This is a genomic window from Serratia sp. A07 (assembly GCF_058725505.1).
Genome location: NZ_JBZXDO010000024.1, coordinates 70,617 through 81,757 on the forward strand (window position 1 = coordinate 70,617; position 11,141 = coordinate 81,757).

Here is an 11,141-nt window from a genome sequence, read left to right on the forward strand (position 1 = left end):
CGCCCCTACCCCGCCATATCGATGCCGCTGAAATGCAAAAAGCGCTCGGCGATAGTCGACATGGGCTGCGGCCAAATGCAATACACCTGGCGCCGCGGCCCGTCTTCAATCGGAATCGACACCAGCGCGCTCAAGCGTTGCGCGGTCGAAATCGGTACGATGCCCGCCGCCAGCCCGCGCCGCACCAAATTCTCCAGCCATTCGATATGATCGATTTCAAAACTGACGTGCCGACGAATGCCCGCCGCCTGAAAGGCGCGATCGGTTTGGCGCCGCGCGCCGGTGCCGCTGTAGAAATCCACCAGCGGCACTTCCGCCAGCGCCTGCAGGTTCACCCGCTCGCGGCCGGCCAGCGGATGCTGCGGCGCCACCAGCGCCACCAGCGGCTCATCGGCCAACTGCCGGTGCGACATCGGCAGCAGATCGGCATCGCCCGGCCAGATGCCGACGAACGCCATATCGCATTTTTGCTGGCGCACGTCTTCCAGCAACGCTTCGCTCATGCCGACGTACAGGCGGATATTCACCGCCGGATAGTGGCGATGAAACTTGTCGAGCCTTTCGGTCAGAGCCATCACGTTTATCGTTGAAATGGTGCCGATGGTCAGGGTGCCGGACACCGCGCCGTCGGCCGCCGTCACCTCCTCCACCAGCGCCTGCTGCGCCGCCAACAGGCGCTGCGCTGGGGCCACGAAAGCCTGGCCGGCCGGGGTCAACCGCACCCGACGCGAAGTGCGTTCAAACAGCGTGCAGCCCAGCTCCTCTTCCAGTTTGGCGATCTGGTGGCTCAGCGCCGACTGCACCGTATGGCAGCGCTGCGCCGCCCGGGTAAAGTTCAGCTCTTCCGCCACCGCCAGCGCATAGCGGATCTGTTTCAGGTTCATGGCATCTATCTTGAAATGAGATAAATAAAATGAAAATTATACATTGGTTTCCCGCCGTGCGTTGCCGGATACTGCGCGCCATCTTCTTCCCGTGATGAAAAAACCATGAGCCAACAAAACGCCCACCCGGGCCTCAGCCCGGCGCTGACCGTGCTGATCGCCATCGCTACCGGCCTGGCGGTCGCCAGCAACTATTACGCGCAGCCGCTGCTGGAAACCATCGCCACCGGCTTCAACCTGTCGGTCAATCAGGCCGGCTTTATCGTGACCGCCGCGCAGCTCGGTTACGCCACCGGGCTGCTGCTGCTGGTGCCGCTCGGCGATATGTTCGAGCGCCGCGGGCTGATCGTGTTCATGACGCTGCTGGCCGCCGGGGGCATGCTGATCACCGCCACCTCCGCCACCCTGCCGATGATGATCCTCGGCACCGCGCTCACCGGGCTGTTCTCGGTGGTGGCGCAGATTCTGGTGCCGCTGGCCGCCACGCTGGCCCACCCGGAAAAGCGCGGCAAGACCGTCGGCATCATCATGAGCGGCCTGCTGCTCGGCATCCTGCTGGCACGCACCGTCGCGGGCGCGCTGGCATCGTTCGGCGGCTGGCGCACCATCTACTGGGTCGCCAGCGTGCTGATGATCCTGATGGCGCTGATCCTGTGGCGCGCGCTGCCGCGCTATAAGCAACACTCCGGGCTGAACTACCCGCAGCTGCTGGCCTCGATCTTCAGCCTGTTCTGCCGCACGCCGCTGCTGCGCACCCGCGCCATCCTCGGCGCCCTGTCGTTCGCCAACTTCAGCGTGCTCTGGACCTCCATGGCCTTTCTGCTCGCCGCGCCGCCGTTCAACTATTCCGAGGGGGTGATCGGGCTGTTCGGCCTGGTGGGCGCCGCCGGGGCGCTGGCCGCTTCACGCGCCGGGCATCTGGCGGACAAGGGCAAAGCCGGATTGACCACCACCGTCGGCCTGGTGCTGCTGCTGCTGTCCTGGATACCTATCGCGTTCGCCAAACAATCGCTGTGGGCGCTGATCGCCGGCATCCTGATCCTCGATCTGGCGGTGCAGGCGGTACACGTCACCAACCAGAGCGTGATGTACCGCATCATGCCGGACGCGCGCAACCGCCTGACCGCCGGCTATATGACCAGCTACTTTATCGGCGGCGCCCTCGGTTCACTGCTCTCCGCCTCGGCCTATCAGCATGCCGGCTGGTACGGCGTGGCCGCCGCCGGCGGGGTGTTATGCCTGCTCAACCTGCTGACCTGGTGGCTCGGCAAGCACCACGATCCGCAGGGGCCGGCGACAATCTGATTATCGTGCAAATAGTCACTTAAGAAATTTATTAGCGGTGCAGGGTATAAACATTACTTACTCTCTGGTAATGTTCTGGGCATAAACTATTGAAGTCCTATCTACCCTGCGACCCACAACCATGCAAAGCCAAGCTGCAGACAGCCTCAATCCGCCCGCCGTCAGCGCCACCTTCGCCAACGGCGTCGTCGACAGTTTGCCGATCGTCATCGGGTATGTCCCGGTGGCGTTCGCCTTTGGCCTCAGTGCCGTCAAACTGGGCTTTTCCCCGCTGGAAAGCATTTTCTTCTCCTGCATTATCTACGCCGGTGCCAGCCAGTTCGTGATCACCGCCCTGTTGAGCGCCGGGATGTCGCTGTGGGTCTCCGCGTTAACGGTGATGGCGATGGATGTGCGCCACCTGCTCTACGGCCCGGCGCTGCGCCACCGCATCGTCTCGCGCATGTCGCCCGGTAAAACGGCGATGTGGGCCTTTGGCCTGACCGATGAGGTCTTCGCCGCCGCTACCGCCAGGCTGATGCGCAATAACCGCAGCTGGAGCGAAAACTGGATGCTGGGCATCGCGCTCTGTTCCTGGCTTTCCTGGGTGGCCGGCACCGCGCTCGGCGCGCTGTTCGGCAACGGCCCGCTGGAGCAGTTCCCGGTGATCGAAGCCTCGCTGGCCTTCATGCTGCCGGCGCTGTTTCTCAGTTTCCTGCTGGCCGCCTTCCGGCGCCCGCAGAGCCTGACCATTGCTGCCGCATTGGCCGGCGCGCTGCTCGGCGTGGTGCTGTTCTCCATTCCGGTCGCCATTTTGGCCGGCATCGGCGCCGGCTGCGTCGCCGCCCTGTTCCAGCCCGCCCCTGCGGAGGCCAACCATGAACACTGATGTGCTGGTGATCGGCCTGGTGGTGGGCTGCGCCAATTACCTGTTCCGTTATCTGCCGCTGCGGCTGGCGCCGGCGCGCGTCCAGCCCGGCCTCAAACGCGGTAAAGCCGCCCTGCTGCTCGACAGCATCGGCATCGCCTCGATCTGCGCCCTGCTGGTGGTCTCCAGCACGCCGGTCGTCATGCGCGAACCGGACAAGCTGCTGCCGACGTTGGCGGGGTTCGCCGCACTGGCGCTGTGCTTCTACCACAGCAAAAGCATCATTCTGTCGACGCTGCTCGGCGCGACGGCCTTTGGCGTCACATTAAAGCTGTTAATGCTTTTCGGTCCGGGCTGACGCCGCTCCCGATCGTTTGGCTTCACTTTGGCGTTTTCATGCGTCACATCTTTACAAACACTGACAAATGACACGAATTGCTAAATTATCCGCACGGCTGAACATTTACATTATTAGTCACCGTCGTTACTATCTCGAACGAAATTAATGAGGCCCTAAATTATGGAAAGCTCGTTTGCCCCCATAGAACAAATGCTGAATTTCCGCGCCACCCGGCAGAAAGATTTCCCTTATCAGGAAATCCTGCTGACCCGCCTGTGCATGCACATGCAAGGCAAGCTGCTGGAAAACCGCAATAAGATGCTGAAGGCGCAGGGGATTAACGAAACACTGTTTATGGCGCTGATCACCCTGGATGCGCAGGAAAGCCACAGCATCCAACCTTCTGAGCTAAGCTCTGCCTTAGGCTCCTCGCGCACCAATGCGACCCGCATCGCCGACGAGCTGGAGAAACGCGGCTGGATCGAGCGCCGGGAAAGCGACAACGATCGCCGCTGCCTGCATCTGCATCTGACGCCGCAGGGGGAAGAATTTCTCAGTCAACTGCTGCCGCCGCAGCACCAATGTCTGCATTTCCTGTGGTCCACGCTGACCGACGATGAGCAAAAACAGCTGGAACAGCTGACGCGCAAATTGCTGGCACGTCTGGATCAAATGGAAATCACAGAACAGTTATCCTAATTCACAATTTCTGTTCAGGTACCTACTTATGCGATCCCCATTTAACTGGAGATTCACCCCGCTGTTCGCCGTGTTGCTGCTGGCCGGGTGTGCTTCGACCGATAATATTGCCCCGCAATCCACGCTGATGGATCCGCAGAGCCTGCAGTTGGCTCAGCCGAAAGTCAGTTCGCTGGCCGTCAGCCCGCAGTGGTGGCGCGCCCTCAAGGATCCGCAGCTGGACGCCTTGATGACGCAGACGCTGCAAAGCTCGCCGACCCTGCGGCAGGCCGCCGCCCGCGTGCGCGAAGCGCAGAGCGTGGTGGGTGAAGCCAGCGCCGCCAACGGGCCGAACCTGGATCTGAACGCCAGCACCCAACGCCAGCGCGTGCCGCAAAACGTCAATATGGGGCTGGGGTATCCGCATAAGCCGATCTACGAAAGCTCCAATTCGCTGGGGCTGAACCTGGCGTACGAGTTCGACTGGTGGGGCAAATACCGCAACCAGGTGAACGCCGCCAAGGCGCAGGTCAACGCCGCGCGCGCCGAGCAGGAACAAGCGGCGCTGACGCTGACCAGTTCGGTGGCGTCCGCCTATTATCAGCTGCAGAGCAACCTGGCGCTCGAGAAGCTGCTGCAGCAGGAAGTGAACAACAATGAGCGCCTGACCGCGCTGCGCCAACAGCGCTATCAGGCCGGCCTGACCGGCGTCGACGTGCCGCAACAAACCCAGGCACAGTCCGACGTCGCCAAGCAGCAGATCCTGCAGCTGCAATCGCAGATCGAGCAGCTCAGACACCAGCTCGCCGCGCTGGCGGGCCAGGGGCCAAACGCCATGCAGCACCTGCGTCAGGTGCCGCTGCCCGCAGACAACCTGATGGCGCCGCAGGGCGAGCTGACGGCGGATCTGCTGGGCAAACGCCCGGACATCGCCGCGCAACGCCAGCTGGTGGAGTCTTACAGCCAGCGCGTCAGCGCCGCGCGTAAAGAGTTTTACCCCAGCCTGACCATTTCAGCCTTCGCCGGCCTGATGACCACCAATACCAGTGGTACCAGCCCGAACCTGTTTGAAGCGGCCAGCCAGGCCTGGAACGTGATGCCGGCGATTTCGCTGCCAATCTTCCACGCCGGGGCGCTGCGCAGCAAGCTTGGCGAGGAATCCGCGCTGTATGACGAAGCGGTGGAATCCTACAACCAAACCATCCTGAATGCGGTACAGGAAACCGCCGACGCCATCACCATCCAGCAGAGCTCTGCGCAACAGCAGCTGCAGGCGGCGTCCGCGGCCCAGTCGATGCAACAGGTGTATCAGGTCGCCAACGCCCGTTACCAGGCAGGGATTATCGGGCGCGACGATCTGTTGACCAGCCAGACGCAGCTATTACAGCAGCAACAGGCGGAGTTGAATGCCAGCAGCAATTTACTGCAGGCGAAGATAGGACTGATCCGCGCGCTGGGCGGTGGCTATCAGGCCCCGGCCGCAGCGGATTCGAAAGCATAATAATATAAGGCTTGGAGAACACCATGAGCGCAAGCGCGGAAATCCAAAACCCGCAGCAGCCGAACGGCAAAAAGAAGCAGCGTAAATTTTGGCTGCTGTTGCTGACGGTTATTTTCATTGTTATAGGGGTGGCTTACTTAGTGTATTGGTTCCTGGTGCTGCGTCATCACCAGGAAACCGACGACGCCTACGTCTCCGGCAACCAGGTGCAGATCATGGCCCAGGTGTCCGGCAGCGTGAACAGCGTCAATTTCGACAACACCGACTACGTCAAGCAGGGCGACGTGCTGCTGACGCTCGATCCGACCGATGCCGAGCAGGCGTTTGAACGCGCCAAGACCGGCCTGGCCAACAGCGTGCGTCAGACCCACCAGCTGATCATCAACAGCAAGCAATATCAGGCCAACATCGCCCTGCGCAAGACCGATCTGAGCAAGGCCGAGAACGATCTGAAGCGCCGCGTGGTGCTGGGCAGCGTTGACGCCATCGGCCGCGAAGAGCTGCAACACGCTCGCGATGCGGTCGACAGCGCCAAGGCCGCGCTGGAAGTGGCGGTGCAGCAATACAACGCCAATCAGGCGATGGTGCTGAACACCCCGCTGGAACAGCAGCCGGCGATCCAACAGGCCGCCGCGCAGATGCGCGATGCCTGGCTGGCGCTGCAGCGTACCAAAGTGATCAGCCCGATCACCGGCTATGTCTCGCGCCGCAGCGTGCAGGTCGGCGCGCAGATCGCCGCCGGTTCGCCGCTGATGGCGGTGGTGCCGGCCGATCACATTTGGGTTGACGCCAACTTCAAGGAAACCCAGATCGCCAACATGCGCATCGGCCAGCCGGCGACGGTGGTCAGCGACGTCTACGGCGACGACGTGGTGTATCAGGGCAAAGTGGCCGGTATCGACATGGGCACCGGTAGCGCCTTCTCCCTGCTGCCGGCGCAAAACGCCACCGGCAACTGGATCAAAGTGGTGCAACGTCTGCCGGTGCGTATTGAGCTCGACGCCAAGCAGGTGGCCGATCATCCGCTGCGCATCGGTCTTTCTACGCTGGTGACCGTCGACACCGCCAACCTGGACGGCCGCGTGCTGGCCGACGTGGTGCGCGACAAACCGCTGTATCAGAGCGACGCGCTGGCGTTGAATCTGGCGCCGGTTAACCAGCTGATCGCCGACGTGATCCATGCGAACGCCGGCTAAGCGCGCGGGAGGCCATCTTGCCACAGAAACCGCTTGAAGGCGCCCAGCTTGCCTGGATGACGGTCGCGCTCGCCATGGCGACCTTCATGCAGGTGCTGGACTCCACCATCGCCAACGTGGCGATCCCCACCATTTCCGGTAACCTCGGGTCTTCCAACTCGCAGGGCACCTGGGTGATCACCTCGTTCGGCGTGGCGAACGCCATCTCGATTCCGATCACCGGCTGGCTGGCGAAGCGCTTCGGCGAAGTGCGGCTGTTCCTTTGGTCCACCGCGCTGTTCGCCCTCGCCTCCTGGCTGTGCGGCATCTCCAACAGCCTCGGCATGCTGATCTTCTTCCGCGTGATCCAGGGCGTGGTGGCCGGGCCGCTGATCCCGCTGTCGCAGAGCCTGTTGCTGAACAACTATCCGCCCGCCAAGCGAGCGATGGCCCTGGCGCTTTGGTCGATGACCGTTATCGTCGCGCCGATCTTTGGGCCGATCCTCGGCGGCTATATCAGCGACAACTACCATTGGGGCTGGATCTTCTTCATCAACATCCCGATCGGCGTCTTCGTGATCGTGGCGGCGATGGCGACGTTGAAGGGGCGGGAAACCAAAACCGAGATCAAACCGATCGACACCGTCGGCCTGGTATTGCTGATCGTCGGCATCGGTTCGCTGCAGATCATGCTCGATCAGGGCAAGGAGCTGGACTGGTTCAACTCGACCGAGATCATCACGCTCACCGTCGTCGCGGTGGTGGCACTGCTGTTCCTGGTGGTGTGGGAGCTGACGGACGACCATCCGGTGGTGGATCTGTCGCTGTTCAAGTCGCGCAACTTCACCATCGGCTGCCTGTGTATCAGCCTGGCCTACATGCTGTACTTCGGCGCCATCGTGCTGTTGCCGCAGCTGCTGCAAGAGGTGTACGGCTATACCGCCACCTGGGCGGGGCTGGCGTCGGCGCCGGTTGGGCTGATCCCGGTGCTGCTGTCGCCGATCATCGGCAAGTTCGGCAACCGGCTCGACATGCGCCGGCTGGTCACCTTCAGCTTCATCATGTATGCCGTGTGCTTCTACTGGCGCGCCTATACGTTTGAACCGGGTATGGACTTCGGCGCTTCCGCCTGGCCGCAGTTTGTCCAGGGCTTCGCCATCGCCTGCTTCTTCATGCCGTTGACCACCATCACGCTGTCCGGCCTGCCGCCGGAACGCATGGCAGCGGCGTCGAGCCTGTCGAACTTTACGCGAACGCTGGCGGGGTCGATCGGTACCTCGATCACCACCACCCTGTGGACGCAGCGCGAATCGCAGCACCATTCGCAACTGACGGAGTTCGTCAACCCGTACAACCCGCAGTCGCAGGAGATGTACCGGCAGCTGGAGCAGCTCGGCATGAGCAAACAACAAGCGTCGGCGTATATCGCCAACGAGATCACCGCGCAGGGCCTGATCATCTCCGCCAACGAGATCTTCTGGCTGTCGGCCGGGGTATTCCTGGTGCTGCTGGTGCTGGTGTGGGTGGCGAAACCGCCGTTCAGCTCCGGCGGCGGTGGGGGCGGCGGCGCTCACTAAGCTTCAATAAACGAAACGGGCGCCCTGGGGCGCCCGTTTTTTTATCCGACGTAGAACAGATTACGCCTGATTCTGACGCCACCAGTCCGCCAGCAGAATGCCGGTCGCTACGGAAACGTTCAGGCTTTCCACCTTGCCGGTGCCGCCGATAGACACGTTCATGTCGCCCTGCTGCCAGGCGCTGTCGCTCAGACCGTCACGTTCCTGGCCCAGCACCAGCACCATCTTGGCCGGCAGCTTGGCCTGCGCCAGCGCGGTGCCTTTGTGGCTGGAGGTGGTAACGATGGTGTAACCCGCCTTGCGGAAGGTGTCCAGCACCGACAGGAAATCGTCGGCGTTGATCGCCTTGATGTGCTCCGCGCCGCCCTCTGCGGTACGCACCGCCGCGCCGGATTCCAGCAGCGCCGGATCCTGCAGCAGCACGCCGTTGACGCCGAAGTGAGCGCAAGAACGGACGATAGCGCCCAGGTTATGCGGGTTACCCACTTCTTCCAGCGCCAGCACGCAGTCGGTCGCCGGTGCGCTTTTCAGGTAGGTCTGCGCATCCAGGCCCTGACGCTTTTTGATCAGGAAGCAGACGCCGCCGTGGTGCTCGGTGCCGGAAGCCTTGGCCAGCTCTTCCTCATCCACCACGTGGTAAGCCTTGCGGTTAGCCGCCATCCAGCGCAGCGCTTCGCGGAAACGCGGGGTGACCGACTGCACGAACCAAGCGCGCACGATCGCTTCCGGGCGGCTGGCGAACAGCGCCTGACAGGCGTTTTCACCGTAAACGCGGGTTTCTTCCGCGCGCTGGCGGCGCAGCTGTTCCGGATCGATAAAGCTTTTGCCGCTGATACCGCCGTGATCGAACGCCGGCTCTTCATTCGGCGCGCGAGAAACGGTTCTCCACGGCGACTCGTTGCCACCGCGATCTTCAGTGCGCGCCGGACGGCGAGGACGATCGCTTTCACTGCGGCGGGAGTCGGCGCCGCGGCGATCGTTGCCGCCGCGCGCCTTGTCTTGACCGGTGCGGCCCGAGCGCGCACCGTCAGCCGGACGGCCTTTGCCGGCCGGACGTTTATTCTTGTTGCGGTCGTCGCCGTTGTCGTCGTCATTGCGGACGTACATCACTTTGACTTTACCGTTCTTGCCACTAAATGAATCGTTCATTGTCTTCTCCACCAACGCGCAGGGCGCGAAGATTACCTGATGTTGGTGCACGAAGCCACCAACTTGCGCTAAAAGCTCCCAACTATCACATCCATTGAACAAACCTCATTGTTCATGCGCCGGGTTTTGCCGATAATTGTCAGCATTAAAGAAACATCTCCGCAACTGCGTTGCGGGGACCATGCTTTCTCTGTACCCGAGGTCAACATGAATACAGTTTGTGCAGCTTGCAATGCCACCAACCGCGTGCCGGAAGAACGTTTGGCGGACAACGCGAAATGCGACCGCTGCGGCCATGAGCTCTTCGACGGTGAAGTGATCAATGCCACCGCCGCCACGCTGGACCAGCTGCTGCAGGACGATCTGCCGGTCGTGGTCGATTTCTGGGCGCCGTGGTGCGGCCCGTGCCGCAGCTTTGCGCCGATCTTTGAAGACGTGGCCGAAGAGCGCGCCGGCAAAGTGCGCTTCGTGAAAGTGAACACCGAAGCCGAGCCGGAGCTGAGCGCCCGTTTCCGCATCCGCAGCATCCCGACCATCATGGTGTTCCGTCAGGGCAAGATGGTCGACATGCTCAACGGCGCGATGCCGAAAGCGCCGTTTGACAACTGGCTCAACGAGTTAGTGTGATTCGGCAAGTATAGGCCGTATCCCGCCATCGCGCGCGAACGCGCCTCGATCGAGCCCGCCCCTCCCGGCGGGCTTTTTTCTGCGTTACAATGGCGGTTTTTCCCCAGGATCGTTATGACCGACAACGCCGTACTTCGCCTGCGCCAATTCCGTTTAGACCGCGCCACCCGCCCTTTTCTGGCGCGCGGTTGCCGGGTGGCGCGTTGTCAGGGTTGCCTGCTGCCGCATAAAAACTGCCTGTGCGACACCATTCGCCCGCAGCAGGCCGGCAGCCGTTTCTGCCTGATCATGTTCGGCGCCGAGCCGCTCAAGCCCAGCAACACCGGCCGCCTGATCGCCGATATCCTGCCGGACACCCAGGCGTTCCTCTGGTCGCGCACCGAAGTCGATCCGGCCCTGCTGGCGGCCATCAACGATCCGGCGCGGCAGCCTTATGTGGTGTTCCCCGCTTCCTACGCCGACGCCGAACGGCCGGTGTTCAGCGAGCTGCCCGCCGGCGGCAAACCGCCGCTGTTCATCATGCTGGACGGCACCTGGGCGGAAGCGCGCAAAATGTTCCGTAAAAGCCCGTACCTCAATCAATTCCCGGTGTTTTCCCTCAACGTCGACGCGGCATCGGACTACCAGCTGCGCGAAGCCAGCCGCGCCGAGCAACACTGCACGGCGGAAGTGGCCGCCGCCCTGCTGCAACAGGCGGGCGATCTGCCGGCCGCCGACGGATTGAATCAGCATTTCCGCTATTTCCGTCAACAATATCTGGCGGGAAAACCGACCCGGCCGGAGGCACCGGTCACAGCAATGTAGCCAGAAAGCGCCTAAAATCAGGCGTAACGTTGCCAAAAGGAGCCGTGCATGAGCCAGCGAGGGTTAGAAGCGCTACTACGTCCCAAATCGATCGCCGTGCTGGGCGCTTCGCAGCAGCCCGGCCGCGCCGGCAACCTGATGATGAGCAACCTGCTGGCCGGCGGTTTCGGCGGGCCCTATCTGACGACAATTAATCTGGCCGGTTCGCGACAATTATTTTGGCCGGTTTGTAATCTGAGATCACAACCTACTCA

At 62.3% G+C, this 11,141-nt stretch carries 12 protein-coding genes; 10 read left to right on the plus strand and 2 right to left on the minus strand.

Annotation, left to right across the window (positions count from 1 at the left end; all coding sequences use genetic code 11):
• Positions 1–5 precede the first annotated feature (5 nt).
• Positions 6–884, minus strand: coding sequence for a LysR family transcriptional regulator (locus AC4PR2_RS20320; protein WP_038872847.1), 879 nt, complete (start codon positions 882–884; stop codon positions 6–8).
• Between the two features lie 105 nt (positions 885–989).
• On the opposite strand from AC4PR2_RS20320, the gene AC4PR2_RS20325 reads away from it, so the two are divergent.
• The 7 genes from AC4PR2_RS20325 (at position 990) to emrB (ending at position 8,307) form a co-directional block, all read left to right on the plus strand.
• Positions 990–2,189: an MFS transporter gene (locus AC4PR2_RS20325; RefSeq protein WP_033632267.1), complete on the plus strand. Its 1,200-nt coding sequence runs from the start codon at positions 990–992 to the stop codon at positions 2,187–2,189.
• Between the two features lie 121 nt (positions 2,190–2,310).
• Positions 2,311–3,057, plus strand: coding sequence for an AzlC family ABC transporter permease (locus AC4PR2_RS20330; RefSeq protein ID WP_038872849.1), 747 nt, complete (start codon positions 2,311–2,313; stop codon positions 3,055–3,057).
• Entirely contained in the window at positions 3,047–3,394 is a 348-nt protein-coding gene (gene ygaH, locus AC4PR2_RS20335; RefSeq protein WP_197786798.1) for an L-valine transporter subunit YgaH, read from the plus strand. The genes AC4PR2_RS20330 and ygaH overlap by 11 nt, the downstream gene beginning before the upstream one ends.
• A gap of 162 nt (positions 3,395–3,556) precedes the next feature.
• Positions 3,557–4,075, plus strand: coding sequence for a transcriptional repressor MprA (gene mprA, locus AC4PR2_RS20340; RefSeq protein ID WP_025160249.1), 519 nt, complete (start codon positions 3,557–3,559; stop codon positions 4,073–4,075).
• Between the two features lie 28 nt (positions 4,076–4,103).
• The gene (locus tag AC4PR2_RS20345) at positions 4,104–5,555 is read left to right on the plus strand and encodes an efflux transporter outer membrane subunit (protein ID WP_060425102.1); all 1,452 of its coding nucleotides are present in this window, start codon (positions 4,104–4,106) and stop codon (positions 5,553–5,555) included.
• Positions 5,556–5,578: 23 nt separating this feature from the next.
• On the plus strand, positions 5,579–6,751 hold the full coding sequence (gene emrA / locus AC4PR2_RS20350) for a multidrug efflux MFS transporter periplasmic adaptor subunit EmrA (RefSeq protein ID WP_033635707.1): 1,173 nt from the start codon (positions 5,579–5,581) through the stop codon (positions 6,749–6,751).
• A 17-nt stretch (positions 6,752–6,768) separates the two neighbouring features.
• Positions 6,769–8,307 (plus strand): multidrug efflux MFS transporter permease subunit EmrB, encoded by a 1,539-nt coding sequence (gene emrB, locus AC4PR2_RS20355; RefSeq protein ID WP_038872860.1) that lies wholly within the window; start codon positions 6,769–6,771, stop codon positions 8,305–8,307.
• A 60-nt stretch (positions 8,308–8,367) separates the two neighbouring features.
• Here emrB and AC4PR2_RS20360 read toward each other — a convergent pair whose 3' ends face one another.
• Entirely contained in the window at positions 8,368–9,456 is a 1,089-nt protein-coding gene (locus tag AC4PR2_RS20360) for a tRNA/rRNA methyltransferase (RefSeq protein ID WP_197658747.1), read from the minus strand.
• A 207-nt stretch (positions 9,457–9,663) separates the two neighbouring features.
• Here AC4PR2_RS20360 and trxC point away from each other — a divergent pair, with 207 nt between their 5' ends.
• From trxC to AC4PR2_RS20375, 3 genes are all read left to right on the plus strand, one after another.
• Positions 9,664–10,083, plus strand: coding sequence for a thioredoxin TrxC (gene trxC / locus AC4PR2_RS20365; RefSeq protein WP_443014574.1), 420 nt, complete (start codon positions 9,664–9,666; stop codon positions 10,081–10,083).
• A gap of 114 nt (positions 10,084–10,197) precedes the next feature.
• Complete coding sequence (locus tag AC4PR2_RS20370) at positions 10,198–10,887, plus strand: tRNA-uridine aminocarboxypropyltransferase (RefSeq protein ID WP_060431249.1); 690 nt, start codon at positions 10,198–10,200, stop codon at positions 10,885–10,887.
• 48 nt (positions 10,888–10,935) lie between these two features.
• The coding region (locus tag AC4PR2_RS20375) for a hypothetical protein (RefSeq protein ID WP_492175397.1) at positions 10,936–11,141 on the plus strand (206 nt) is incomplete at its 3' end.

Coding starts and splice junctions, on each gene's coding strand:
- AC4PR2_RS20370 (WP_060431249.1), top strand. CDS start 10,198: ATGACCGACAACGCCGTACTTCGCCTGCGCCAATTCCGTTTAGACCGC.
- mprA (WP_025160249.1), top strand. CDS start 3,557: ATGGAAAGCTCGTTTGCCCCCATAGAACAAATGCTGAATTTCCGCGCC.
- trxC (WP_443014574.1), top strand. CDS start 9,664: ATGAATACAGTTTGTGCAGCTTGCAATGCCACCAACCGCGTGCCGGAA.
- ygaH (WP_197786798.1), top strand. CDS start 3,047: ATGAACACTGATGTGCTGGTGATCGGCCTGGTGGTGGGCTGCGCCAAT.
- AC4PR2_RS20325 (WP_033632267.1), top strand. CDS start 990: ATGAGCCAACAAAACGCCCACCCGGGCCTCAGCCCGGCGCTGACCGTG.
- AC4PR2_RS20320 (WP_038872847.1), bottom strand. CDS start 884: ATGAACCTGAAACAGATCCGCTATGCGCTGGCGGTGGCGGAAGAGCTG.
- emrA (WP_033635707.1), top strand. CDS start 5,579: ATGAGCGCAAGCGCGGAAATCCAAAACCCGCAGCAGCCGAACGGCAAA.
- AC4PR2_RS20360 (WP_197658747.1), bottom strand. CDS start 9,456: ATGAACGATTCATTTAGTGGCAAGAACGGTAAAGTCAAAGTGATGTAC.
- AC4PR2_RS20330 (WP_038872849.1), top strand. CDS start 2,311: ATGCAAAGCCAAGCTGCAGACAGCCTCAATCCGCCCGCCGTCAGCGCC.
- AC4PR2_RS20345 (WP_060425102.1), top strand. CDS start 4,104: ATGCGATCCCCATTTAACTGGAGATTCACCCCGCTGTTCGCCGTGTTG.